Source organism: Pseudomonas hamedanensis (genome assembly GCF_014268595.2).
GTDB classification, from domain to species: Bacteria; Pseudomonadota; Gammaproteobacteria; order Pseudomonadales; family Pseudomonadaceae; genus Aquipseudomonas; species Aquipseudomonas hamedanensis.
Map to the genome: position 1 here is coordinate 5,802,558 of NZ_CP077091.1, position 24,018 is coordinate 5,826,575.

Below are 24,018 nucleotides of genomic sequence, written 5' to 3' on the forward strand. Positions count from 1 at the left end.
ATGATCAAACGCAATCTGCTGGTGATGGGCCTCGCTGTCCTGCTGAGCGCCTGCGGTTTCCAGCTGCGTGGCACTGGCACCAATGAACTGTCTATCAAGGAACTCGACCTGAGCGCCCGTAACGCCTATGGCGAAACCGTGACTCAGCTGCGTCAGGTACTGGAGTCCAGCGGTGTCAAGGTTTACAGCGGCGCGCCGTACAAACTGTTCCTGGCTGACGAGCAGGAAAGCCAGCGCATCCTCAGCTATGCCGGCGCCGGTCGTACAGGCGAGTATCAGGTCAGCACTATCCTGAGCTATGACATCCGCGGCGAGAACAACCTGCAACTGCTGAGCGACAAGCTTGAAGTGCAGAAAGTGTTCATCCATGACGGCAACAACCTCGTCGGTTCCGATCAGGAAGCCAATGACGCCCGCCGTGAGACCCGCCGTGAGCTGGTTCAGCGCATGATGCTGCGCCTGCAGCAACTGACCCCGGGTCAACTGCAACAATTGCAGCAAACCGCCAACGACCGTGCCAAGGCAGAAGCCGACGCACTGGAAGCGGCGCAAAAGGCTGAGGCGGAAACCCCGCGTCAGTCGCCGCTCGAAATCCCGCAGCAGTAAGACGACCGGGGCGCCCAGGCGCCCCGCTCGCCCTTCCTTATGAAGCTCGCTCCCGCTCAACTCGGCAAACACCTGCAAGGCGCTCTTGCGCCGGTCTACATCATCAGTGGCGATGACCCGCTGCTGTGTCAGGAAGCCGCCGACGCTATCCGCAGCGCTGCTCGCCAGCAAGGTTTCGACGAACGCCAGGTCTTCGCCGCCGACGCCAATTTCGATTGGGGCACGTTGTTGCAGGCCGGCGCCAGCATGTCGTTGTTCTCGGAAAAACGCCTGCTGGAATTGCGCCTGCCTTCGGGCAAGCCCGGTGACAAAGGTGCCGCGGCACTTATCGAATACTGCTCGCGCCCCGCTGAAGACACGGTGCTGCTGATCAGCCTGCCCAAGCTCGATGGCAGCGCGCAGAAAACCAAGTGGGGCAAGGCGCTGGTCGAAGGCCAGCAAACCCAGTTCATTCAGATCTGGCCGGTGGACGCCAATCAATTGCCGAGCTGGATTCGTCAGCGCCTCTCTCAGGCCGGGCTATCGGCGAGTCAGGACGCTGTCGAACTGATTGCCGCGCGAGTCGAGGGCAACCTGCTCGCCGCCGCGCAGGAAATCGAAAAACTCAAACTGATGGCCGAAGGTGGGCAGATCACCCTTGAAACCGTTCAGGCCGCCGTCGCGGACAGTGCGCGTTTTGACGTGTTCGGCCTGACCGACGCGGTGCTCAACGGCGAACCGGCCCACGCCTTGCGCATGCTTGAAGGTCTGCGCGGTGAGGGCGTCGAGCCGCCGGTGATTCTCTGGGCGCTGGCGCGGGAGTTGCGCCTGCTGGCCAATATCTCGCTGCAGTACAGTCAGGGCACGCCGCTGGACAAATGTTTCAGCCAGGCGAAACCGCCGGTCTGGGACAAGCGCAAACCCCTGATGAGCAAGGCCCTGCAACGCTACTCGGCGCAACGCTGGGCGCAGTTGTTGCTCGAAGCTCAGCGTATCGATGCGCAGATCAAGGGTCAGGCGGCGGGTTCGCCGTGGATGAGCCTGAGTCGGTTGGCGCTGTTGATGACCGGTCAGCGTCTGACACTTCCTGCCGAGTAGGCATTCGACCGCATCACGCCCATTCGCGAGCAGGCTCGCTCCCACAGGTGACCGCGTTCCAATGTGGGAGCGAGCCTGCTCGAAGACGCCATAACATTCGTATACAACTGTTACTGGACAGACGCCAGGCATCGGCAGATTATTCCCCCCGCAAAACCCACCTCACCGAGAGAACCTCATGAGCAAAAAGCCAGCGAAACACGGCCCCAACAAGGCCAAATCCATCGTCGCCCAGCCCTTGTTCCGCAGCCGCCAGGAACGACCAGCCAAGGGCAAAGGCAGCTACCGCCGCGAAGCCTTCCAGTCTGACAACTGGGAGGCTTCTTACTTTCTGGCTGCCTGAAGCGCAGTACCCCCCGCTCATGTTAAGGTCTGCACCTGATTCGTATCTCCTGGAACCGTGCATGCCCTTAAGTCTTTCCCGTCGTTGGCCTGTCCGCCAATTGATCGCTGCCTCCAGCTTCATTTTGCTTGTCGCCTGTGCGGAAAAACCCACCGCCGCCGATGCACAACCGCTTCAAGCCGCCCCGGTCACCACGGCCCCAGCGATCGTCCCGCCGGTAGTGCCGTCCGCCGACCCGCTTGATCTTCAACCCACCCAGACGTTTGCCGAATGGCAGGCCGGTTTCCGCAAGGATGCCCTGGCCGCCGGGATTCGCGCCGAGCTGTTCGATCGCGCCTTCGCCAACATCAGCTTCGATGCCAGCGTGATTCGCGCCGATCGCAGCCAGCCGGAATTCTCCCGTCCGGTATGGGAATACCTCGACGGTGCGCTGTCGCCATTGCGGGTGCGAAAAGGTCAGGCACTGATCGAGCAGTACGCCGACATTCTGCAAAGCATTGAGCAGCGTTATGGCGTTGATCGCCAGGCATTGGTGTCGGTATGGGGCATGGAAAGCAACTTCGGCCAGTTCCAGGGCAGCAAATCGGTGATCAACTCACTGGCGACCCTGGCTTATGAAGGTCGCCGTCCGGGTTTCGCCCACGCGCAGCTGATTGCCGCCCTGCAAATTCTGCAACAGGGCGATATCACTCCCGAGAAAATGCTCGGCTCCTGGGCCGGCGCGATGGGCCAGACCCAGTTCATTCCGACCACTTACAACACCCACGCGGTGGACTTCGACGGTGACGGTCGCCGCGATATCTGGGGCAGCCCCGCCGACGCATTGGCCTCGACCGCACACTACCTGCAAAGCTCGGGCTGGCAGCGTGGCCAGCCGTGGGGTTTCGAAGTGCAAGTGCCGACCAACTTCAATTACACCCTCGCTGACGGGGCGATTCGCAAAAGCGTTGCCGAATGGCGCCAACTGGGTGTGACCCTGCCAAATGGCGCGCAGGTCCCGTCGGGTTCCGAACAACTGTCCGCCGCCCTGCTGTTGCCCGCCGGCCATCGTGGCCCGGCGTTCCTGATCCTCGATAACTTCCGGGCGATCCTCAAGTACAACAATTCGTCGTCGTATGCGCTGGCGGTGAGTCTGTTGTCCGAGCGTTTCAGCGGCGCAGGCCTGATCAGTGGCAACTGGCCGAAAGATGATCTACCACTGAGCCGCACCGAGCGGATCGAGTTGCAAACGCTGCTGAGCGCGCGCAATTACGATGCCGGCACGGCAGACGGGATTATCGGCGCCAATACGCGCAAGGCGATTCGCAGTGCCCAGCAGGCGCTGGGCTGGCCGGCGGATGGTTATCCGACGCATAAGTTGCTTGAGAGCCTGCGCTCGCAATAAAGCGAAATCAAAAGATCGCAGCCTTCGGCAGCTCCTCCAGGATGATCACCGATTCCATGTAGGCGCTGCCGAAGGCTGCGATCTTTTTTGCTTCGCCCGAATTATCGGGTTACCACATCCTGCTCCAGCATCAACTCCTGCTTGCCCGCATCCAGCCGCACCAGCGCGCCCAACGGCAATGTCAGGTTCGGATCGCAATGGCCGCTGCGCCATCCCGACAGCACTGGAATCCGCAGCGATTCAAAGGTCTGCTTCAGTAAGCGATTCAGCGCCGCGACCTCCACACCCGCAATATCACCGACCAACACCCCACGCAACCTGGCCAGCTTGCCGGCCAGACGCATCTGGGTCAGCAGACGATCGATGCGATACAGCGGCTCGTTGATGTCCTCGATGAACAGAATCGCCCCTTCGACCTCGATCTCATAAGGCGTGCCCAATGTCGCAGCGATCATCGCCAGATTGCCGCCAAGCAAACGCCCGTGGGCGATGCCCGGCTCTACGGTAGTCAGCGGATAAGCCACCGGGTGGCTCAGCACACTGCCCGCCTTGATCTGCCCGCGCAGCATGGCGAAAAACGAAGTGACCGTCGGCGGTTCCTTGTCGCCCAGCAGATCAGCGTTGAGCAGCGGCCCGTGAAAGGTCACAAACCCGGCATAGCGGCTGATCGCCAAATGCAGCGCGGTGATGTCGCTGTAGCCGACGAAGGGCTTGGCATGGCGGCTCAGCAGGTCGTAGTCGATGCGATCCAGCAGCCGTGGCGTGCCGTAGCCGCCGCGCAGGCAAATGATCGCGGCAACCTGCGGATCGGCAAACGCGGCGTGCAGATCGCGCAGACGCACCTCATCGCTGCCGGCCAGATAGCCGTCCTTCTCGTAAACACCGGGAAACACCTTCAGTCCATAGCCACGGGCACGCATCCATTGCAGCGCCTTATCGGTGTCCAGTGCGCCCGGGCCTGCGGGCGCAATGACACCGATCAGCCCTTCCGAGGACAGTGCGGGTACGGCTCGGTGCGGACACAGGGTGTGGGTCGGTCGAACAGTCATCCATGGATCTCCGTGCGTAAAATCATGCTCACACAGTAGTCAGGAACGCGGACAAACAGAAGAGGCTCCGTTGCCCCGCAAGTTGCAGGAAAAATAAACACCAGCTGTAGGACAGGCAAAAAAAAATGCCCGCAGGATTTCAAGCCTTGCGGGCATTTTCCATTCAGGGCCGGATCAGGAACCCAGCAGCTCTGCCTTGACCAGCTTCGCCTGCTCATCGGCGTGGTACGAGGAGCGTACCAGCGGACCGGAAGCAACGTTCTTGAAGCCCATCTTGTAGCCTTCCTCGGCGAACCAGGCGAAGGTGTCCGGGTGCACGAAACGCTGCACCGGCAAGTGGCTGCGCGACGGTTGCAGGTACTGGCCGAGGGTCAGCATGTCGATGTCGTGTTCGCGCATGCGCTTCATCACTTCGATGACTTCGTCGTCGGTCTCACCCAGACCCAGCATCAGGCCGGACTTGGTCGGAATGTGCGGCATCATCTGCTTGAAGCGTTGCAGCAGGGTCAGCGACCACTGGTAATCCGAACCCGGACGCGCGGCCTTGTACAGGCGTGGCACGGTTTCCAGGTTGTGGTTGAACACATCCGGCGGCTCGGCGGCAGTGATTTCCAGGGCAATGTCCATACGGCCACGGTAGTCCGGGACGAGCGTCTCGAGCTGCACGTTCGGCGACAGTTTGCGGATTTCGCGGATGCAGTCGGCAAAGTGCTGGGCGCCGCCGTCACGCAGATCGTCACGGTCAACCGAGGTGATGACCACGTACTTGAGCTTGAGGTCGGCGATCGCAATAGCGAGGCTTTGCGGCTCATTCACGTCCAATGGCTTCGGACGACCGTGACCCACGTCGCAGAACGGGCAGCGACGGGTGCAGATGTCGCCCATGATCATGAAGGTCGCGGTGCCGCCGGAGAAGCATTCGCCGAGGTTCGGGCAGGACGCTTCTTCGCAGACGCTGTGCAGCTTGTGCTTGCGCAGCAGGCTCTTGATGCGGTCGACTTCCGGGGAAACCGGGATGCGTACGCGGATCCAGTCGGGTTTCTTCGGCAGTTCGGTGGTCGGAATAATCTTGACCGGAATGCGTGCAACCTTCTCGGCGCCGCGCAGCTTGACGCCGGCTTCAACCTTGGGACGCGGGGCCGGGCGCTCGGTCACGTCGAGCGTCGGGATCATGGTTTGCACTGCATCAGTAGTCATATCAGTCGATTCCGCCCGTGAGGGTCGTCTGCTCAGCATAGTCGAGGTGTTTGACGAGCTGCGCGCGCAGCCGGGCACTTACCTCGGCAAATTCAATCGATCCTGCGTGGTCACTCAGCTGGGTCATCGCCAGCCCGGCGTAGCCGCAGGGATTAATCCGTCGAAACGGTTCCAGGTTCATATCCACGTTCAAGGCCAGGCCGTGAAAGGAGCAACCGTGGCGAATGCGCAAACCCAGAGAAGCGATTTTCGCTCCATCGACGTACACGCCGGGAGCATCTGGCTTGGCGGCGGCGGTGACGCCGTAGCTGGCCAGCAGTTCGATCAGGCAGGCTTCCATGCGGCTGACCAGATCACGCACGCCGAATCCCAGCTTGCGCACATCCAGCAACAGATAAGCCACCAATTGCCCGGGGCCATGATAAGTCACTTGGCCGCCACGATCGACCTGCACCACCGGAATATCGCCCGGCAGCAGCAAATGCTCGGCCTTGCCCGCCTGGCCCTGGGTGAACACCGGCGGGTGTTCGACCAGCCAGATTTCATCGGCGGCATCGCTGCCGCGTTCGTTGGTAAAGCGCTGCATGGCATGCCAGACCGGCTCGTACGCCATCTGGCCCAGCTCGCGAAAGCCCAGCGTGCCGTGCATCACAGCACCATGTGTACGAAGCCGGTCGCCCGCAGTTCGCTGTTGATGTTGTACAGCTGGTCTTGGTCGGTGGCGACGATGTGCAACTGAATGGTGGTGTATTTGCCATTGCTGCTTGAGCGTTCATCGACCCGCTCATCGTTGATAGTCGCGAATTTTTTCACGATTTCGATGATCTTGTCTTTGTGGCCCACGCCCGTATCGCTGATCACCTTGACGGGATAATCCGTGACAGGGAATTCGATCTTTGGCGCCTTTACTTCGGTATCGGTCATGGCGTAACGGCCTCTTAAGCCGTGGTAACGCACATGGCCCCGCACCGGATCGGGGCGGGGCCATGCAGGTCAACACTAAATCAGTTGAACAAGCCGTAGAAGAATAGACGGATGCTATCCCACATGCGGCGGAAGATACCACCCTCCTCGACGCCATCCAGAGCGATCAGGTCAGCGCTGTGAACGACCTTGTCTTCCAGTTTGACTTCGACTTTACCGATCACGTCGCCCTTGGCGATTGGCGCAACCAGTTGCGGGTTCATGGTCATGCTCGCAGCGAGCTTCTTCAGCTGGCCCTTCGGCAGAGTCATGGTCAGGTCTTGCGCCAGGCCGGCCTTGACCTGGTTGGTGGTGCCTTTCCACACCGGCGCCTGCGCCAGTTCAGTGCCCTTCTGGTAGAAGGTCTGGGTTTCGAAGAAGCGGAAACCGTAGGTCAGCAGCTTCTGGGTTTCAGCGGCGCGAGCCACTTCGCTGTTGGTGCCGAACACCACGGCGATCAGGCGCTGGCCGTCACGTACCGCCGAGGACACCATGCAGTAGCCGGCTTCATCGGTGTGGCCGGTTTTCAGACCGTCAACGGTCTTGTCGCGCCACAGCAGCAGGTTGCGGTTCGGCTGTTTGATGCCGTTCCAGAAGAACTCTTTCTGCGAATAGATCGCATAGTGAGCCGGGTCTTCGTGGATGATCGCGCGGGCCAGGATCGCCATGTCGTGCGCGGACGAGTAGTGCTCAGGGTTCGGCAGACCGGTCGGGTTCATGAAGTGGGTGTTGGTCATGCCCAGTTCGGTGACGGTCTTGTTCATCAGGTCGGCGAATGCGTCTTCGCTGCCGGCGATGTGTTCGGCCAGGGCGACGCTGGCGTCGTTGCCGGACTGGATGATGATGCCGTGCAGCAGGTCGCTGACCGTGACTTGCGAGCCGACCTTGATGAACATCCGCGAACCGCCGGTGCGCCAGGCGTTTTCGCTGACGGTCACCGGGTCGTTTTCACCGATCTGGCCGCGACGGATTTCCAGGGTCGCGATGTACGCGGTCATCAGCTTGGTCAGGCTGGCCGGTGGCAGACGCTGGTCGCCATTGTTTTCGACCAGCACGTTGCCGCTGCTGGCGTCCATCAGAACGTAGGCCTTGGCAGCCAGTTGTGGTGGCGACGGCATCATCTCGGCCGCAAAAGCGGCTGGCGAGAGGAGCAGCGGGACTAGCAGACACAGGCGTTTGGCAAAGGTGGTGATGTTCATCCGTCTCTCGAAATCGCTAATGGAAACTTGCCCGAAGGCAAAACTTATTCAGACAGCCTTCTAACGGGCCATCGCGTGTTCAGTTGCTCACTCCAGTCACCCTTGCCGGGCTTTTGTTCTTCGACGAGCCAACAACCTGGTTCACCCCCCGAATACCGCAAGTGAACCGTCAATCAAGGTCTACGTATTACTCGGTGACCACACTGGGCGAACCCAGGTTGGCCAGGCGCACGCTGTTCTGCACCTGGGCGATCTCACCCGGCGAGCCGATCGGCCCCAGGCGTACCCGGTGCAGGGTCTGCTGATTGCGCACGATCGAGCTGATGAACACCGGAGCGCTCACCATCCCGCTGAGCTTCGACCTCAGCAGTTCGGCAGCGTCCGGGTTGGCGAACGCGCCCACCTGCAGATACTGGCCAGACGCTGGTGCAGAAGCGTTTTTTTTTGCATCGATCTGCACCGGCACTACGGCCGCAGCGTGCTGTTGCGGCGGTGGCGTCCACTGCTCGACGGTGCCGGCCGAAGCCGTGATCACCGGCGCGCTATTTTGCGCCACTTGCGGCTCGTTGAGCATCAGCGGCGCCGGACGCCCCTTGGCTGCCCACCATTGCTGCGGATCGATGCCTTCAACCTTGACCCGCGCGGTGCCGGTTTCGGCATAGCCAAGTTTCTTCGCCGCAGCGTAGGACAGGTCGATGATGCGATCGGAGTAGAACGGCCCGCGGTCATTGACGCGCAGGATCACGCTCTTGTTGTTGTCCAGGTTGGTCACCCGAACGTAGCTCGGCAGCGGCAAGGTCTTGTGCGCGGCACTCATGCCGTACAGGTCATACACTTCGCCGTTGGCGGTGTTCTGGCCATGAAACTTGGTGCCGTACCAGGACGCCGTGCCCGAAGCCACGTAGGTCTTGGATTCCTGCAACGGAAAGTAGGTCTTGCCCAGCACGGTGTACGGGTTGGCCTTGTACGGGCCGGTGTGCAGGGTCGGTGTCGCATCGGGGATGCGCGAAACATCAACGTCCCACCACGGCGCGCCATCTTTGTGCGCGCGGTTGATGTCCAGGCCCGGTTGGGCGCGGACAGCGGTGGACGGGGTCTTCTGCGTCGGCGTGCGGCTGGTCGTGCAACTGGCGACCAGGACTGCCAACGCAGCGAAAGCCACCAGCTTCAGGGGTTTGTTGTTAGGCAATGCCTGCATTACTTGACGCCCCGTGCTTGTACCAGCTGTTCAGACAGTTGATGTACGGCCATGGCGTACATCACGCTGCGGTTATAACGCGTGATTGCGTAAAAATTCTTCAGGCCCATCCAGTATTCCGGGCCATTGTCGCCTTCAAGGCGAAATGCAGTAACCGGCATATCATCGCGCAGCGCATCATGACTTGACCAGCCCAGCGCCCGCAACTCCGCCACCGTCTTCACCGGCTCGATGCCGGTGGTCAAGCCCTCATCGGCCTGCTCGCCACGCACATCGGCGCGGCTGACCACCGGTTCGCCGGCAACCCAGCCATGACGCTTGAAATAGCTGGCAACGCTGCCGATCGCATCGTCGGGGTTGTTCCAGATATTGATGTGGCCGTCACCGTCGAAATCTACCGCGTAGGCGCGAAAGCTGCTGGGCATGAATTGCGGCAGGCCCATGGCCCCGGCGTACGAGCCTTTGAGGGTCAGGGGATCGACCTGCTCTTCACGGGCCAGCAAGAGGAACTCACGCAGTTCCTTGCGGAAAAATTCGGCACGGGGAGGATAGTCGAAACCGAGGGTCGACAAAGCGTCGATGACGCGGAAATTACCGGTATTACGTCCGAAAAAGGTCTCTACGCCGATGATCGACACGATGACTTGTGCCGGCACGCCATATTCCTGCTCGGCACGGGCCAGTGTCGCCTCGTGCTGACGCCAGAAGTCCACGCCGCGGGCGATGCGCGCGTCGGTGATGAACATCGGGCGGTATTCGTTCCACTGTTTGACCCGTTCGGCGGGCTTGGAGATGGCGTCGAGAATCGACTGCTTGCGTTGCGCCTCGCGGAACACACCCATCAGTTGTTCACCGGCGAAACCGTAGTCGCGGGTCATTTCACCGACGAATTCGGCCACCTGCGGCGAGCCTTCATAGTCGCCGGCCAGCGCTTCCTGCACGCTCCCCAGCAGGCCCACCAGGCCAACCAGCGGCGCACATCGAGTCGCCCAGCCACGCATTGCTTGCATTGAACTCTTCACCTTATTCAAACCTGTGCGATCCACTTGCGATGGGTATGGATCGACATCAAAACCCCAAACGCTGACAGCAGCGTCACCAGCGAAGTTCCTCCGTAGCTAATGAACGGCAACGGCACCCCTACGACCGGCAACAGGCCACTGACCATACCGATGTTGACGAAAACGTAAACAAAAAATGTCATGGTCAACGCACCGGCGAGCAACTTGCCGAACAGCGTTTGCGCCTGAGCGGTGATCACCAGGCCGCGACCGATCAACAGCAGGTAGATCAGCAGCAGCGCACAGATGCCGACCAGACCGAACTCTTCGCCGAGCACGGCAATAATGAAGTCGGTGTGGCTTTCCGGCAGAAAGTCCAGGTGCGACTGGGTGCCGAGCAGCCAGCCCTTGCCGAAAACCCCACCGGAACCGATCGCCGCTTTCGACTGGATGATGTTCCAGCCAGTGCCGAGCGGGTCGCTCTCCGGGTCGAGAAACGTCAGAACCCGCTGCTTTTGATAGTCGTGCATGACGAAAAACCACATCGCCACCGACACCGGCACGGCCGCCGCCAGCACGCTGAGAATCCAGCGCCAGCGCAAGCCGCCCATGAACAGTACGAAAGCACCACCGGCGAGAATCAGCAGCGAGGTGCCCAGATCCGGCTGGCGCACGATCAGAACGAACGGCACGCCAATCAGCATCAGGCTGATGCCGACGTGCTTGAGTTGCGGCGGCAAGGTGCGTTTGGACAGATACCAGGCGATGGTCGCCGGCATGAGGATCTTCATGAATTCCGACGGCTGGAAGCGGATCACCCCGGGGATGTTGATCCAGCGCGTGGCACCCATGGCATTGTGGCCCATGATGTCGACGACCATCAGCAGCACCACGCCGATCACATAACCGAGCGGCACCCAGCGGGCCATGAACCGCGGTTCGAGCTGAGCGATGACGATCATCGACACCAGACCGATGCCGAACGAGGTGGCCTGCTTGGCCAGCAGATCCCAGCTCTTGCCACTGGCCGAATACAGCACGAACAGACTGCCGGCGGCGAGGATCAGCAGCAGGATCAGCAGCGGCCCATCAATGTGCAGCCTTTGCAGCAGCGTCGCACGGCGACGCATCACATCCTCGCTGGAGAGCATGCGATCGAAGTTATTCATCACGGGCCGAGGCCTCCGCAGTGATTGGGCTGGCGTATTCGGCTTTCAGATGACCGTCCTTATCGAGCAGCCAGGCGTCCATGATCTGACGCACCACGGGCGCGGCGACGCCGGAACCGGATTCACCGTTCTCGACCATCACCGAGACGACGATTTTAGGGTCATCGGCCGGGGCAAAACCGACGAACAAGGCGTGGTCGCGGTGGCGCTCCTGAACCTTGGAGCGATCGTATTTTTCGCCCTGCTTGATCGCGACCACCTGCGCGGTACCGGACTTGCCGGCAATGCGATATTGCGCGCCGATCGCCGCTTTGCGCGCAGTGCCACGGGCCCCGTGCATCACCTGCTGCATGCCGTGGTTGACCTTGTTCCAGTCGGACGGGTCGCGCAGCACGATGTTCGGCATCGGGTTGTCGTCCACCGGCTTCACCCCGTCGAGGGACTTGGCCAGGTGCGGACGATTCCAGATGCCTTTGTTGGCGACCAGCGCAGTGGCCTGGGCCAGTTGCAACGGCGTCGACTGCATGTAGCCCTGGCCGATCCCGAGGATCAGGGTTTCGCCAGGGAACCACGCCTGTTTGCGGGTGGCGCGCTTCCATTCGCGGGACGGCATCAGGCCGGGGGATTCTTCGAACATGTCCAGCGAGACCTTCTGGCCGATGCCGAACTTGTTCATGTAGGCCGACAGCCGATCGATGCCGAGCTTGTGCGCCAAGTCATAGAAGTAGGTGTCGTTGGAACGCATGATCGCCGTGTCGAGGTCGACGAAGCCGTCACCGGTGCGGTTCCAGTTGCGGTACTTGTGATCGTAATTGGGCAGCATGTAGTAACCCGGGTCGAACACTCGGCTGGAGGCCGTGACCACACCCGCGTCGAGGCCGGCAATCGCCACCGCCGGTTTGATCGTCGAACCCGGCGGATACAGACCGCGCAGCACACGATTGAACAGCGGCCGGTCGATGGAATCACGCAACTCGGCGTAGGCCTTGAAGCTGATACCAGTGACGAACAGGTTCGGGTCGAAGCTCGGCTGACTCACCATCGCCAGCACTTCACCGGTCTTCGGATCGAGCGCAACCACCGCGCCACGGCGCCCGCCCAGTGCTGCCTCGGCCGCTTCCTGCAATTTGATGTCGAGGCTCAGGACAATGTCCTTGCCGGGAATCGGATCGGTGCGCTTGAGCACGCGCAACACCCGGCCACGGGCGTTGGTCTCGACTTCTTCGTAACCGACCTGACCGTGCAATTCCGGCTCGTAGAAACGCTCGATGCCGGTCTTGCCGATATGGTGGGTGCCGCTGTAATTGACCGGGTCGAGCGACTTCAGCTCTTTCTCGTTGATCCGCCCCATATAACCCACCGAGTGCGCAAAATGCGCGCCCTGCGGATAGTGACGGACCAGTTGCGCCACCACTTCCACCCCAGGCAGGCGGAACTGGTTCACGGCAATCCGGGCGATCTGCTCCTCGCTCAGTTCGAACAGTATCGGCACCGGTTCGAACGGTCGGCGCCCCTGACGCATGCGCTTCTCGAAGATCACCCGGTCCTCGGGCGTCAGCTCCAGCACCTCGACAATGACGTCGAGTACCTGTTGCCAGTCGCCGGAACGCTCGCGGGTCATGCTCAGGCTGAAGCTCGGACGGTTGTCCGCCACCACCACGCCGTTGCGGTCGAAGATCAACCCGCGGGTCGGCGGAATCGGCTGCACGTGGACGCGGTTGTTTTCCGACAGCGTCGAGTGGTACTCGTACTGGATCACTTGCAAGTAATACAGCCGCGCGATCAGCACGCCGATCAGCATCACGATCACGATCGCACCGAACACGACGCGGCTGCGCACCAGACGGGCGTCCTTTTCGTGGTCCTTGATGCGGATCGGCTGAGTCATGGGGGCAGGATTACTTGTGGTAAGGGTGACCGGACAGCACGGTCCAGGCACGGTACAACTGTTCGCCGATCAGGATCCGCACCAGCGGGTGCGGCAACGTCAGCGGCGACAACGACCAGCGCTGGTCAGCCCGGGCGCAAACTTCCGGCGCCAGCCCTTCCGGGCCACCGACCATGAAATTGACCGTGCGCGAATCCAGCCGCCAGCGATCAAGCTCGACCGCCAGTTGCTCGGTGCTCCAGGGCTTGCCGTGAACTTCCAGCGTGACGATCCGCTCGTTGTGCCCGACCTTGGCCAGCATGGCTTCGCCTTCCTGGCGGATGAAACGGGCCACGTCGGCATTCTTGCCGCGGGTATTGAGCGGAATTTCCACCAGTTCCAGCGCCAGCTCGGACGGAAGACGCTTGGCATATTCATGCCAGCCTTCTTCCACCCACTTGGGCATGCGTGAACCGACGGCGATCAGGCGCAGTCGCACAGCAATCCCTTAGAACTGGTCTTTGTTGAGCTTGGTGAAATGCTCGTGGGTGTTTTCCGGGCTGTGGTGCTTGGCGTCGGCCGCGCGGCTTTGCTCGGCACCGGCCCACAGACGCTCCAGGTCGTAGAACTGACGTGCCGAGGCGGTCATCATGTGCACGATCACCAGATCGAGGTCGAGCAACACCCAGTCGCTGTCGCCCTTGCCTTCTTCGCCCAGCGGCTTGGCGCCCTGTTTCTTCACTTCTTCGCGGACCTTGTCCAGCATCGCGTTGATCTGGCGATTGGAGGTACCGGTGGCGATGATCATGTAGTCAGTGATGCTCTGCTTGTCGCGCACATCGATGATCTGGATGTCCTGGGCCTTGACGTCTTCCAGCGCGGCGACGGCAATCTTGACCAGTTCGTCGCCCTTGAGCGGCTCGTTGGTGTTGACCGCTTCAGGCAGCGGCGCGCTCTTGAAGGTGCCTTTGCGCTTTACTTTCGGTAGATCTTTGTCAGTCATATAAAACTCGTTTTGCTCATGTATTCGGCGGCTTGGGATACGGTGATTCGTATCAGTGAAGCACGCCTTGTTCAGTTCGACGCACGGTACAGACCGTGCGCATCGATGTAGGCCAGGACCGCGTCGGGCACCAGGAAACGTACCGACTTACCGCTGGCCAGCAGTTGACGGATCTGGGTGGCGGAAACCGCGAGCGGTGTCTGCCAGACGAATGCAATCTGTCCGCTCGGCCCTTTCAGGGCCAGCGGGTCGCTCACCGAACGCGCTGCCAGCAGGTTGCGCAAGGCATCCGGCGGTTCGCTGTCGGCGTCCGGGCGCTGTAGCACCAGGATATGGCAATGCTGGAGCAACTCTTCCCAGCGGTGCCAAGTGGGCAGGCCGCAAAATGCGTCCCAGCCCAAAAGCAGAAAAACCTGGGTCTCGGCGGCCATTTCGGCGCGCAGCGACTCCAGGGTATCGATGGTCCAGGACGGTTTGTCCCGCTGCAATTCACGGGCGTCCACCACCAGCGGCGGCAAACCGGCCACCGCGCTTTCGACCATCGCCAGGCGATCCTGCGCCGACACCTGCGGCGTATCTCGGTGCGGCGGCCGGGCGCTGGGCATCATGCGCAGCTCATCCAGCGCCAGCGCTTCGGCGACTTCCAGTGCGCCACGCAGATGACCGATGTGCACCGGGTCGAACGTGCCGCCCAGCACGCCAATGCGTTGCGGACGGGACTCGCTGCCGGGCTGCGGCGCTGTCGGTTCGAGGTCGGTCAAGTCAGACCGTCGCCTGGCCGCGCAACTGGCCATCGCCGACCACGATGTACTTCTCGCAGGTCAGTCCTTCCAGGCCCACCGGGCCACGGGCGTGCAGCTTATCAGTAGAAATGCCGATCTCGGCACCCAATCCGTATTCAAATCCATCGGCAAAGCAGGTCGGCGTGTTGATCATCACCGAGGCCGAGTCGACTTCCGCCACGAAGCGACGGGTGTCTGCGAGGTTTTCGCTGACGATCGAGTCGGTGTGATGGGAGCCGTAATGGTTGATGTGCTCGATCGCCTGGTCCAGGCCGTCGACCACGCGGATCGACAGGATTGGCGCCAGATACTCGGTATGCCAGTCGTCTTCGCTGGCAGCCACAGCCTCGATGATCGCCCGGGTGCGCTCGCAGCCACGCAGCTCGACGCCTTTTTCGCGGAACTGCGCCGCCATCGCCGGCAGGAAGTCAGCGGCGACTGCCTGATCGACCAGCAAGGTTTCCATCGCGCCGCAAATGCCATAACGATACGTCTTGGCATTGAAGGCAATACGCCGGGCTTTCGGCAGATCGGCGTGGGCACTGACGTAAACGTGGCAGATACCGTCCAGATGTTTGATCACTGGCACGCGGGCATCGCGGCTGATGCGTTCGATCAGGCCACGGCCGCCACGGGGCACGATGACGTCGACATATTCAGGCATGGCGATCAGCGCACCGACGGCAGCGCGGTCGGTGGTCTCGACCACTTGCACGACGGCGGCGGGCAATTGGGCCTCGGCCAGACCGCGTTGAATGCACGCGGCAATCGCGCGATTGGAATGAATCGCCTCGGAGCCGCCGCGCAGAATCGTCGCATTGCCGGACTTCAGGCACAGACTGGCGGCGTCGATGGTCACGTTGGGACGGGATTCGTAAATGATCCCGATCACGCCCAGCGGCACGCGCATCTTGCCGACCTGGATGCCCGACGGACGGAAGCTCATGTCGCGGATCGCACCGACCGGATCAGGCAGCGCCGCGACCTGACGCAGACCGACGATCATGCCGTCGATGCGCGCCGGGGTCAGTTCCAGACGCTCCAGCAGGGCCGGCTCCAGACCGTTAGCGCGACCGGCTGCCAGGTCTTGCTCATTGGCGGCGGCGAGCTCGGCGCGCGCGGCGTCCAGCGCATTGGCCGCTGCCTGCAAGGCGCGGTTTTTCTGCGCAGTGCTGGCACGGCCAATGACCCGGGAAGCCTGGCGGGCGGCGCGACCCAATCGGGTCATGTAGTCAAGAACGGACTCAGTCATGGCTGCTGGGGTCTTGGCAAAGAGGAAAGCGGCAGATTATAGCTGTCGCGTCCCGGGACTAACAGCAGTGACGGGCGGATGGTCGAAATGAGCAGCATTTGGCCAACGTTCAGACGTAATTAAGCTGAGCGTTGCTATCATCACGACCTCTTGAGCCTGGATAAACCTTGCCCATCATGACCAACGTGCACCTTCGCCCCGCCACCGAGCGCCTGCCGGTGGGCCTGCCAGACAGTTTTTTTGACCGTGACGCGCAAGTGCTGGCGCAGGATCTGCTCGGCAAAGTCATCCGCCATCGCATCGGGGACTTGTGGTTGAGCGCGCGGATCATCGAAACCGAAGCCTATTACTGCGCGGAAAAAGGCAGTCACGCCTCGCTCGGCTACACGGAAAAGCGTAAGGCTTTGTTTCTGGATGGCGGCCACATCTATATGTATTACGCCCGTGGCGGCGACTCGCTGAATTTCAGCGCCCAAGGGCCGGGCAATGCCGTGCTGATCAAATCCGCCTATCCGTGGGTCGATGAAATCAGCGGCCCGGCGAGCCTGGCGCAGATGCTCCTGAACAATCCCGATGCTCAGGGCCGCCCACGTCCAACGCAGAAGCTGTGCGCCGGGCAGACCTTGCTGTGCAAGGCGCTGGGGTTGAAAGTGCCGGTGTGGGACGCCAAGCGTTTTGACCACGAGCTGTTGCTGGTCGAGGACACCGGACCGAAGCCCTCGCACGTTATTCAAACCACCCGACTGGGCATTCCGCTGGGCCGGGACGAGCATCTGCTGTACCGCTTCGTTGACGCCGCCTATGCGCAATGGTGCACAAGGAACCCGCTGCGACGCGGTCAGGTCGAAGGGCGGGATTATTTTCTGCTTCCCGGGGCTGACGCCGAATCTGCAACCAAATGACATCCCCTGTGGGAGCGAGCCTGCTCGCGAAGAGGGCGTGCCAGCCAATGTTTCTGCGTCTGACACGAGGCATTCGCGAGCAGGCTCGCTCCCACAGGGGATCAGTCAACCACTGATAACGATGCATCCTTCGGGATCAATTAAAGATTTGATGGAGTTGTCTGTATGGGCCCATGGCTCGATAGCATCACTGGATGGCTGAGCGCCAATCCGCAGTGGCTGGCTGCCGCGGTCTTCATTGTCGCGTGTGTGGAATGCCTGGCGATTGCCGGGTTGATCGTGCCGGGCACGGTGTTGTTGTTTACCGTGGCGGTGCTGGCCGGCAGCGGCGCACTGTCGTTGAGCGAAACGCTGTTGCTGGGTTTCCTGGGCGGAATCCTTGGCGACCTGATCTCGTATTTCCTCGGACGGCATTTCCACCAGAACATCCGCCGCCTGCCGGGGCTGCGCCATCATCCGGAGTGGATGGCCGGCGCCGAATCCTATTTCCAGCGCTATGGCATCGCCAGCCTGCTGGTCGGACGCTTCATCGGCCCGCTGCGGCCCATGTTGCCGATGGTCGCCGGCATGTGCGACATGCCCTTCCCGCGGTTTTTTGCTGTCAGCCTGCTGGCGGCTGCCGGTTGGAGCCTGGCCTACCTGCTGCCGGGCTGGGCCACGGGTGCGGCATTCCGTTTGCCATTGCCCGAGGGTTTCTGGCTCGAAGCCGGGATCGTCGCTGCCAGTATCGCGGTGATGGTCGGCATGAGCGTCAACAGCAGCCTGCGCCGCCATCGCCGCGCAACGATCTGGATCAGCAGCATGAGTCTGTTGATTCTGATCGGTCTGTTCATCGGTTTCCCCTACCTGACCGCGCTCGACCAAGGCGTGATGACGCTGGTACAGGAACATCGCCAACCGACGCTTGATGAGATCGCCGTCACGCTGACCCTGATCGGTGAGTTTCACAACATGCTCGTGTTCAGCGCCCTGCTCACCGGCCTGCTATTGCTGTGTCGGCAATGGCGGCATGCGATCTTCACCGGTGGCACGTTGCTGTGCACCGCGTTGCTCAACACCACGACCAAACACTTTTTCGCCCGGGTCCGCCCGGAAGTGCTGACGGACCCATTGACCAGTTACAGCATGCCCAGCGGCCACGCCTCCGGCGCCTTTGCGCTGTTCCTGACCCTGGCGGTGCTTGCCGGCCGCGGGCAACCACCACGCATGCGCCTGACCTGGCTGCTGGTGGGCTGCATCCCGGCGTTGGCGATTGCCCTGTCGCGGGTATACCTGGGCGCGCACTGGCCGACGGACATTCTCGCCGGCGCAATGCTGGCAGCCTGTGTCTGCGCCGCAGGCCTGTGGCTGAGCCAGCGCCGAACGCCACTCAACGCCATGCCATTCAAGGTCTGGTGGCTGATTCTGCCAGCCCTGGTCTTGCTGTTCAGCCTGTTTGTCCTGCGCCATTTGCCGCATACGATGCTTCGTTACGCTTACTAACCCGCCATCACGCCTCTTCAAGCCACTCTCAACGTATTGCCGATGAGAGTGGCGCTATCTCCTATAGCTGTTGCCCTCGTCTTGTCACTGTCCGTACGCCAGTTACAACTGCCTCTTACTTTAAAGATCAACAATAAGCGCGCGTTACATTTACAATCAAAAGTCTGAAAAGATCATTCTTTAAACGTCGCCAATTCAATTACATTGAATCGCGTCGATGCATCTGCGCACCTAGCTGACTACTAAGTTGCGCAACAAGATTCAACAAATATATTCAAAACGTTAATAACTACCGGTAAGGACACCGGAGCGCTCTCGCGCTTATTACTCAAGGAAGAACACATGGCCAAACTTATTGCCCCGCCCATCGACTCCGTAAACATTCGCTCCGTCCACGTAACGCCGCTCTCGGCCTTGACCAATATCCATGCTCCCGGCGCCGACAGATCCAGCACCCTGGCAAGCACACCGCCCCCGGAGTCAGCCCCGGCCTCCGGCACCGCCGGCGCTTTGGCGACTACCCTCAAAGCCCTCGACAAGCAGCACGGGCCTCTGCGCATCGGCGAGATCGAAGTCACGCGAGTCGAGCTCAGTGCGCTGGGAGCGACCGTGGACGGCGTCGCCATCAGCCCGGCGAACGCTGGGATGCAGACGCCAGATCAACCGTTTCTCGACGCGCTCAACTTCGATTCGGCCAGTGTCGAAGCGCGCTTGAAGTCCGTCGACAATCCCGACGGCAGTGTTATCGCCACGCTGTTCTATGAAATCGCCTGCAAACGCTCGACCGATGCCCCGCCGCTGTTCGTCAGCCCCACCGTGCTCGCCGACGGCAGCGCGATGCAGCGCCTCAATCAGCTCGGCAAGGCTGCGCAGAAACTGGACATTCATCGCGTCGATTCTTTCGAAAACACCCCCGGCTGGGTCAGCAAGAGCAAAAGCTATTTGATGAGCGGCACAGGTGTCGGGTTGCAAGCCTTCGGCATCTACAGCGGCTACATGGGCATGATCGATGCGATCAAGAAAGGTGAATCGCTGGAGGCGGCGTATCAGGGAACGTCGGTCGCCGCAGAATTCGGTTCACTGATCATCGAACAGGGCCTGACCAAGACCGGTCAGGCGATGCTCAGAAATGGCTCGACGGCCTTCCGTCGCTTTCCGCTGACCTCGGCCGGCAAAGTTCTCAGCCGTGGCGCCGGGCTGTTTGCCAGCGCGATCACCTTGCCCTTCGACATCACCGATGCCGTCAAATCGTTCAATGCCGCCGCGGCAAGCAGCGGCAAGCAGGCCCAGGACCATTACGTCAGCGGTGCCTTGAGCGTCACGGGCGCGGGCATCAGCCTGATACTCGGCGTGGCGGCGCTCGCCGGGTTCGGCAGCACGGCCGGCCCCATCGGCCTCGCCGCGGCCGCCATACTCATCACCGGTTCGATGATCTACCAGGCCGCCCGGGTGGTGGATGACATCGATGACTACATCGAGCTGACCACCCACGAACGGCTGCGCTCCGGCTGGTTCGCCTTCACCGGGCAGGAACTGGACAAGGAAGTGTTGGATCGCTTCCGGGTGTCCAAGGCCTTCAGTGAGCATCGCAAGCAACTGCAGGCATCCGCCAAGACGCTGATCGAGGGCGCTTACAAAGACTTTGTGGAACAGGTCGTCGATGGCAGCTTCAGCGTCGAACTCAGACCGGTGAAAGTCTGGGCTCACCAGTGGAAAGCCGGCACCAACCAGCCGTTCAAGCTTGAGAGCGAACCGGTCCTGGTGGAGAACGACGACGCCATCAGCGCCCGGGACGGGGTGCCCGCCAACCTGCCAGGCGTCGTTCACGGCGTTCCCGGCGACAAAGGCGTGCTCTGGCGCCTGGGTGACGGCAACGACAAGGTCGAAGGGGTCCGTAAAAAGGTCAATCTGTTCAGCTATCGCGAAGGCGCCAAGACTCTTGAGGGCGGCGACCTTGATGACGGGTTCTACGATCAAGTCACCGAGGGCGAGCTCAATCAGGAAAAAACCTCTGCCCCAGCCAGCACGCTCAAGGGCGGCGCCGGCTCGGACACCCTGGCTTTCGAAGGCACACGCCCGGTTGCACCGACCCGTCATGTCGGTCACGACGTCAACTTACAGACCGGCAAAGTGCTGCTGCGCAGCAACACGCTCGGCGTCGATCCGATCGAGATTGCGCAGCTCGATTCCATCGAAAACATCTCGACCTTACGCAGCGGCACCAGCCACGTCACCGCCACCGACGATGCCAACCGGATTGTCGCCAACGGCAACGATCACATCGTCGCTGGCGGAGGCGACGACACGATCATCATACGCGGGGAAAACTGCTCAGTGGATGGCGGCCCGGGCGATGACCGCTACTACATCGCGCCAACGTCCGCCTACGCGACCATCATTGAGGACGGCGAACAGCCGAGCGTGATCGAATTGGGCTGGCCCATGGAACGCATCCAGCGCTGGCAGATCATCGGCACGTCCCTGGTCGTCCACTCGTTGCGCGGTATCGACGGCGAGGATCCGCCACAGACATTGACGATAAAAAACGTCTACCGACAAGTCGACGGCACGCGCGAACTGCGGCACAGCAAGTTGTCGTTCAAGACCGAGGATCAGTACCAACTGGTGCCACTTTTGCCAGCGCTGCTCAACGAGCCCGGCAATCACGCCATAGAAATGCTGATCAGTGCCGTGGGCAAACCGCTGGCCGCCCCCGCGATCGTCAATGAGGGCCCCGTCTCGATCAGTGAAAAAAGTGCACACCGGCACTTCGTTTCGCGCATTGGGCGCCGGGTTGAGTTCATTGCGACCCGCGAAACGCCCAGCACTTCGCAGGTGGTTTTTATCGACTTCAAAGCCGAAGACATCGTCGATGTGATCGCCACGTATGACGTGGACAAGCGTGAAGGGGTGTCAGGCAACAGCCATTTGTATTACAGCCACATCAACCTGTCGGTTCTGCTGCCGTCCAAACTTGTGATCTTCAAAGGCCTGATTCAGACCGCAAGGCATTCCACAGGCTACACCGGCCGGAACAGTCTCAAGGTCAACACCCCTTATCTGGCCCAGGACATTGTGCTGCTCATGCAGGACGGCGTGTCGTATCGGTTGCAGGGCTTCTATCCCGATTATTTCGACGACGCTGAAACGCCAGGCACCAAAGTGCGCAACGCCAAAGACTGCCTCAAGCTCCGGCAGGGCAACTACGTGTTTTCCAGCCCCCAGGTGACGGAAAGCATTTTGCTCTCCGCCAAGCCCAACAAAGTCGAGATCGATGCCAAGGCACACAACGGCATTTATGTCCTCAAGGGCCAGAGTTCGACCTATGACATTCACTTGGTCAGTAACTGCATCATTCGCCTGTCGACGCCCGGCGCGCTGGCGAAAACAGCCGACGCTTCCACCTGGAACCTGTACACGGCCAGCATGAGCGAAACGATACGCCGTGATGACATTCAGCTGATTTCAACCCGGCTGCAAGTCGGCAGCGCCTCAATCGAATTGCCAGACATCGATGACGACGTGCCTGTCGACACTCTCAGCGTAGTGACTTCAGCCGGCAACATTTATGAAGTGTCACTGTTGTTCGAAGTGGTCGTGCTGTATCTGATCGATGCGCGTGGCTATGCCAGCATCGACGCGCTGCTGGCCGACATCCACGCCCATCAGACGCGGAGCGAACTGGCGCCAACCGTGTATGTAACGCACATCGGCTTCAAGCCGGGAGACGTCGGCACCCTGGTGTATCAGCCCGCAAAAAGTCAGTGGAGTATCGATACCGATCCAAATGTGCAGATCAATCCGCAAGAACTGACCCTCGGCGCCGTCAACAAGGCCTGAGGCCCGTGCGCCGGCGTGGAGCAGACGGCCACCCGGCGCCGACGAGGGTCAGCCGCAGAGCGATAGTGCGCCTATAAAAAAACGCCATGCATCGAAACAATGCATGGCGTTCCAGATCAAGCGGACAGTGGCAATTTATCGATGATCTTCATCACGAAGATAACCGGTTTGTTATTGAACGCGGTATGACCCGTCAGGTTGGGATCGACGTTTTTAAAGACGCTCATCCCGTTAATCACAGTCTTGTACAACGGTATTTGATTCGACTCGGTCGCCAGATCGATGTAGGCCGGCCCCGTCTCGAAGTCAATCAGGGTTGCCCGCAACACCCCCATCTTGCTGATGGAAAAAAATTCGCTGCGCTCGGTCGTGCTGACCAGTAAATCATGCGTGCCCGGTTCGATAACCAAACGCGCCTGATCGTAAATCCCCCGCAGAGAAACGGTGATGGCGTAACTGTCGCCCTGCGCAGTAAAGGTAAATAGCAGAGGCTTGTCATCTTCATGGTCGGCGAGCGTGATAAGGCGGCTCGCGCGCTTGTCGGCCAGTCCCGTTTCCGCCTCCAGCTGTACGCGCCGGGTGATTCGCGGGTCGCGCAATTTCAGTTTCAAGCGTTGCTGATTGAGTACGACGGGCAAACCGTTGACGTACAAGTTCGCGGTAAAACTACCATTATTATTTTTGTCCATGGAACAACCACCTGACGATTGCAGCACTGCCATTCGTTCTTTTCGAACAACAGTCTGATAGATTGAAAAAATACTGCTTCAAGCCACAACGACTGCCGACAACGATGCAGCCGTCGCTGTCACTCGCGGTATATCGTTGGCTGGAATTTTCGCGGCCTTGCGCTGACGGCGCGCAAGCACCATGGCGTCGGCATAAGTAGCAGCCGCCTCAATGACATGGTCGACGTTATGATCGCTACCGGCATGTTTGAAAATATACTTGCCGGCGATATCGTCCCAGAACCCCCACTCATCTTCATAAACAGTCATGATTTCTTCCTTGTTATTAATCAGGTCGCCGACTCCTGTCGGCAACTTGAAATTAAGACAAAGGCAAAATCAAAACAATGCTGGCAGATACGGCCAGCTAATTCAAAGTGCAACTAAGCAAACAACTCACCTTGCAACTCATCGAGCAATGCCTGAATCGCATCCAGACGTTGCTGCGGATTATCCAGTTGCAACAAGTCGATCTTGTCTTCTTCGGCAAACGGCAGCAGGTAGGCCAACTGGTTGGCTAGCGACTGCTGCCCCGACGCCTCGGTGCCCATGTCCAGCGCTTCGACCATCGGGTGTTCGGCCAGCGCCTTGAGCAGGGCCACCAGATCGGCGTCTTCGTCTTGCAACGGTTGTTCGGGTTCATCGTCGAACCACTCGATGTCAGCCTGAATCAATTGGTCGCGCTGCACTTCGCTGCGCAATACCTTGAAGCGCCGCCCGCCCTGTACACGGATACCGAGCAAGCCGTTGTCCTGCTGCTGGAAATCGATGATCCGCGCTTCGCAACCCACCATGGCAAAACCTTCCGGCGCCGCACCGACTTCGCTGCCTTCAAGAATGCACACCACACCGAAGCCAACGCCCTGCTTCATGCAGCGGCCAATCATGTCGAGGTAGCGCGCCTCGAAAATCTGCAAGTCAAGGTTGCAGCCGGGAAACAGCACTGTGTTCAGCGGGAAAAGCGGCAGACTCATAG

General features: G+C 60.7%; 23 protein-coding genes. 7 read left to right on the top strand and 16 right to left on the bottom strand.

The window, feature by feature from the left end:
- The 4 genes from HU739_RS25455 (at nucleotide 1) to HU739_RS25470 (ending at nucleotide 3,410) form a co-directional block, all read left to right on the top strand.
- A complete protein-coding gene (locus HU739_RS25455; RefSeq protein ID WP_186546797.1) occupies nucleotides 1-606 on the top strand; it encodes an LPS-assembly lipoprotein LptE in 606 nt (201 codons plus the stop codon).
- A gap of 39 nt (nucleotides 607-645) precedes the next feature.
- On the top strand, nucleotides 646-1,683 hold the full coding sequence (holA, locus tag HU739_RS25460) for a DNA polymerase III subunit delta (RefSeq protein WP_186546796.1): 1,038 nt from the start codon (nucleotides 646-648) through the stop codon (nucleotides 1,681-1,683).
- A gap of 178 nt (nucleotides 1,684-1,861) precedes the next feature.
- On the top strand, nucleotides 1,862-2,026 hold the full coding sequence (gene arfA, locus HU739_RS25465; protein ID WP_186546795.1) for an alternative ribosome rescue factor ArfA: 165 nt from the start codon (nucleotides 1,862-1,864) through the stop codon (nucleotides 2,024-2,026).
- Nucleotides 2,027-2,087: 61 nt separating this feature from the next.
- Nucleotides 2,088-3,410, top strand: a complete 1,323-nt coding sequence (locus HU739_RS25470; RefSeq protein WP_186546794.1) for a lytic murein transglycosylase — start codon at nucleotides 2,088-2,090, stop codon at nucleotides 3,408-3,410.
- A gap of 101 nt (nucleotides 3,411-3,511) precedes the next feature.
- On the opposite strand, the gene HU739_RS25475 is transcribed toward HU739_RS25470, so the two are convergent.
- The 13 genes from HU739_RS25475 to HU739_RS25535 all read right to left on the bottom strand — a co-directional run bounded on the left by HU739_RS25475 (nucleotide 3,512) and on the right by HU739_RS25535 (nucleotide 16,090).
- Nucleotides 3,512-4,459, bottom strand: a complete 948-nt coding sequence (locus tag HU739_RS25475) for a S66 peptidase family protein (protein WP_186546793.1) — start codon at nucleotides 4,457-4,459, stop codon at nucleotides 3,512-3,514.
- Nucleotides 4,460-4,633: 174 nt separating this feature from the next.
- Complete coding sequence (gene lipA, locus HU739_RS25480) at nucleotides 4,634-5,632, bottom strand: lipoyl synthase (RefSeq protein WP_169432710.1); 999 nt, start codon at nucleotides 5,630-5,632, stop codon at nucleotides 4,634-4,636.
- Between the two features lie 25 nt (nucleotides 5,633-5,657).
- A complete protein-coding gene (gene lipB, locus HU739_RS25485) occupies nucleotides 5,658-6,305 on the bottom strand; it encodes a lipoyl(octanoyl) transferase LipB (protein WP_039761815.1) in 648 nt (215 codons plus the stop codon).
- The gene (locus HU739_RS25490; protein WP_186546792.1) at nucleotides 6,305-6,580 is read right to left on the bottom strand and encodes a DUF493 domain-containing protein; all 276 of its coding nucleotides are present in this window, start codon (nucleotides 6,578-6,580) and stop codon (nucleotides 6,305-6,307) included. The genes lipB and HU739_RS25490 overlap by 1 nt, the downstream gene beginning before the upstream one ends.
- 80 nt (nucleotides 6,581-6,660) lie before the next feature.
- Nucleotides 6,661-7,818, bottom strand: a complete 1,158-nt coding sequence (locus HU739_RS25495) for a D-alanyl-D-alanine carboxypeptidase family protein (protein WP_186546791.1) — start codon at nucleotides 7,816-7,818, stop codon at nucleotides 6,661-6,663.
- Nucleotides 7,819-8,005: 187 nt separating this feature from the next.
- Nucleotides 8,006-9,016 carry a septal ring lytic transglycosylase RlpA family protein gene (locus HU739_RS25500; protein WP_186546790.1) on the bottom strand — a complete coding sequence of 337 codons (1,011 nt, stop codon included), beginning with the start codon at nucleotides 9,014-9,016 and terminating at the stop codon, nucleotides 8,006-8,008.
- Complete coding sequence (gene mltB, locus HU739_RS25505; protein WP_186546789.1) at nucleotides 9,016-10,026, bottom strand: lytic murein transglycosylase B; 1,011 nt, start codon at nucleotides 10,024-10,026, stop codon at nucleotides 9,016-9,018. Before mltB ends, HU739_RS25500 begins: the two co-directional genes overlap by 1 nt.
- Nucleotides 10,027-10,043: 17 nt before the next feature.
- Nucleotides 10,044-11,147: a rod shape-determining protein RodA gene (rodA, locus tag HU739_RS25510; RefSeq protein WP_186546934.1), complete on the bottom strand. Its 1,104-nt coding sequence runs from the start codon at nucleotides 11,145-11,147 to the stop codon at nucleotides 10,044-10,046.
- A gap of 31 nt (nucleotides 11,148-11,178) precedes the next feature.
- Entirely contained in the window at nucleotides 11,179-13,074 is a 1,896-nt protein-coding gene (gene mrdA, locus HU739_RS25515) for a penicillin-binding protein 2 (protein ID WP_186546788.1), read from the bottom strand.
- Nucleotides 13,075-13,084: 10 nt separating this feature from the next.
- Complete coding sequence (rlmH, locus tag HU739_RS25520; RefSeq protein ID WP_011063671.1) at nucleotides 13,085-13,552, bottom strand: 23S rRNA (pseudouridine(1915)-N(3))-methyltransferase RlmH; 468 nt, start codon at nucleotides 13,550-13,552, stop codon at nucleotides 13,085-13,087.
- A 9-nt stretch (nucleotides 13,553-13,561) separates the two neighbouring features.
- Entirely contained in the window at nucleotides 13,562-14,056 is a 495-nt protein-coding gene (gene rsfS / locus HU739_RS25525) for a ribosome silencing factor (protein WP_016773024.1), read from the bottom strand.
- Between the two features lie 71 nt (nucleotides 14,057-14,127).
- Complete coding sequence (nadD, locus tag HU739_RS25530; protein WP_225922778.1) at nucleotides 14,128-14,850, bottom strand: nicotinate-nucleotide adenylyltransferase; 723 nt, start codon at nucleotides 14,848-14,850, stop codon at nucleotides 14,128-14,130.
- Nucleotides 14,819-16,090, bottom strand: coding sequence for a glutamate-5-semialdehyde dehydrogenase (locus HU739_RS25535; RefSeq protein ID WP_186546786.1), 1,272 nt, complete (start codon nucleotides 16,088-16,090; stop codon nucleotides 14,819-14,821). Before HU739_RS25535 ends, nadD begins: the two co-directional genes overlap by 32 nt.
- Nucleotides 16,091-16,266: 176 nt before the next feature.
- On the opposite strand from HU739_RS25535, the gene HU739_RS25540 reads away from it, so the two are divergent.
- From HU739_RS25540 to HU739_RS25550, 3 genes are all read left to right on the top strand, one after another.
- Entirely contained in the window at nucleotides 16,267-16,992 is a 726-nt protein-coding gene (locus tag HU739_RS25540; protein ID WP_186546933.1) for a DNA-3-methyladenine glycosylase, read from the top strand.
- 165 nt (nucleotides 16,993-17,157) lie between these two features.
- Entirely contained in the window at nucleotides 17,158-18,474 is a 1,317-nt protein-coding gene (locus HU739_RS25545; RefSeq protein ID WP_186546785.1) for a bifunctional DedA family/phosphatase PAP2 family protein, read from the top strand.
- A gap of 342 nt (nucleotides 18,475-18,816) precedes the next feature.
- Nucleotides 18,817-22,314 (top strand): calcium-binding protein, encoded by a 3,498-nt coding sequence (locus tag HU739_RS25550; protein WP_225922780.1) that lies wholly within the window; start codon nucleotides 18,817-18,819, stop codon nucleotides 22,312-22,314.
- A gap of 116 nt (nucleotides 22,315-22,430) precedes the next feature.
- Here the strand turns inward: HU739_RS25550 and HU739_RS25555 are convergent, their stop codons facing one another.
- From HU739_RS25555 to HU739_RS25565, 3 genes are all read right to left on the bottom strand, one after another.
- Entirely contained in the window at nucleotides 22,431-23,003 is a 573-nt protein-coding gene (locus HU739_RS25555) for a hypothetical protein (protein ID WP_186546784.1), read from the bottom strand.
- A gap of 78 nt (nucleotides 23,004-23,081) precedes the next feature.
- Entirely contained in the window at nucleotides 23,082-23,312 is a 231-nt protein-coding gene (locus HU739_RS25560) for a hypothetical protein (RefSeq protein ID WP_186546783.1), read from the bottom strand.
- Between the two features lie 113 nt (nucleotides 23,313-23,425).
- A complete protein-coding gene (locus tag HU739_RS25565; RefSeq protein WP_186546782.1) occupies nucleotides 23,426-24,016 on the bottom strand; it encodes an LON peptidase substrate-binding domain-containing protein in 591 nt (196 codons plus the stop codon).
- Nucleotides 24,017-24,018: the final 2 nt, after the last annotated feature.

What these genes read in the sequence shown, in the direction of transcription:
- lipA (WP_169432710.1), bottom strand. Translation starts at nt 5,632, where the DNA reads ATGATCCCGACGCTCGACGTGACCGAGCGCCCGGCCCCGCGTCCCAAG.
- nadD (WP_225922778.1), bottom strand. Translation starts at nt 14,850, where the DNA reads ATGGCCAGTTGCGCGGCCAGGCGACGGTCTGACTTGACCGACCTCGAA.
- lipB (WP_039761815.1), bottom strand. Translation starts at nt 6,305, where the DNA reads ATGCACGGCACGCTGGGCTTTCGCGAGCTGGGCCAGATGGCGTACGAG.
- holA (WP_186546796.1), top strand. Translation starts at nt 646, where the DNA reads ATGAAGCTCGCTCCCGCTCAACTCGGCAAACACCTGCAAGGCGCTCTT.
- HU739_RS25475 (WP_186546793.1), bottom strand. Translation starts at nt 4,459, where the DNA reads ATGACTGTTCGACCGACCCACACCCTGTGTCCGCACCGAGCCGTACCC.
- HU739_RS25545 (WP_186546785.1), top strand. Translation starts at nt 17,158, where the DNA reads ATGGGCCCATGGCTCGATAGCATCACTGGATGGCTGAGCGCCAATCCG.
- rodA (WP_186546934.1), bottom strand. Translation starts at nt 11,147, where the DNA reads ATGCGTCGCCGTGCGACGCTGCTGCAAAGGCTGCACATTGATGGGCCG.
- HU739_RS25565 (WP_186546782.1), bottom strand. Translation starts at nt 24,016, where the DNA reads ATGAGTCTGCCGCTTTTCCCGCTGAACACAGTGCTGTTTCCCGGCTGC.
- HU739_RS25455 (WP_186546797.1), top strand. Translation starts at nt 1, where the DNA reads ATGATCAAACGCAATCTGCTGGTGATGGGCCTCGCTGTCCTGCTGAGC.
- mrdA (WP_186546788.1), bottom strand. Translation starts at nt 13,074, where the DNA reads ATGACTCAGCCGATCCGCATCAAGGACCACGAAAAGGACGCCCGTCTG.
- HU739_RS25535 (WP_186546786.1), bottom strand. Translation starts at nt 16,090, where the DNA reads ATGACTGAGTCCGTTCTTGACTACATGACCCGATTGGGTCGCGCCGCC.
- HU739_RS25560 (WP_186546783.1), bottom strand. Translation starts at nt 23,312, where the DNA reads ATGACTGTTTATGAAGATGAGTGGGGGTTCTGGGACGATATCGCCGGC.
- HU739_RS25540 (WP_186546933.1), top strand. Translation starts at nt 16,267, where the DNA reads ATGACCAACGTGCACCTTCGCCCCGCCACCGAGCGCCTGCCGGTGGGC.
- HU739_RS25495 (WP_186546791.1), bottom strand. Translation starts at nt 7,818, where the DNA reads ATGAACATCACCACCTTTGCCAAACGCCTGTGTCTGCTAGTCCCGCTG.
- arfA (WP_186546795.1), top strand. Translation starts at nt 1,862, where the DNA reads ATGAGCAAAAAGCCAGCGAAACACGGCCCCAACAAGGCCAAATCCATC.
- HU739_RS25490 (WP_186546792.1), bottom strand. Translation starts at nt 6,580, where the DNA reads ATGACCGATACCGAAGTAAAGGCGCCAAAGATCGAATTCCCTGTCACG.
- HU739_RS25500 (WP_186546790.1), bottom strand. Translation starts at nt 9,016, where the DNA reads ATGCAGGCATTGCCTAACAACAAACCCCTGAAGCTGGTGGCTTTCGCT.
- rsfS (WP_016773024.1), bottom strand. Translation starts at nt 14,056, where the DNA reads ATGACTGACAAAGATCTACCGAAAGTAAAGCGCAAAGGCACCTTCAAG.
- HU739_RS25550 (WP_225922780.1), top strand. Translation starts at nt 18,817, where the DNA reads ATGGCCAAACTTATTGCCCCGCCCATCGACTCCGTAAACATTCGCTCC.
- HU739_RS25470 (WP_186546794.1), top strand. Translation starts at nt 2,088, where the DNA reads ATGCCCTTAAGTCTTTCCCGTCGTTGGCCTGTCCGCCAATTGATCGCT.
- HU739_RS25555 (WP_186546784.1), bottom strand. Translation starts at nt 23,003, where the DNA reads ATGGACAAAAATAATAATGGTAGTTTTACCGCGAACTTGTACGTCAAC.
- mltB (WP_186546789.1), bottom strand. Translation starts at nt 10,026, where the DNA reads ATGCAAGCAATGCGTGGCTGGGCGACTCGATGTGCGCCGCTGGTTGGC.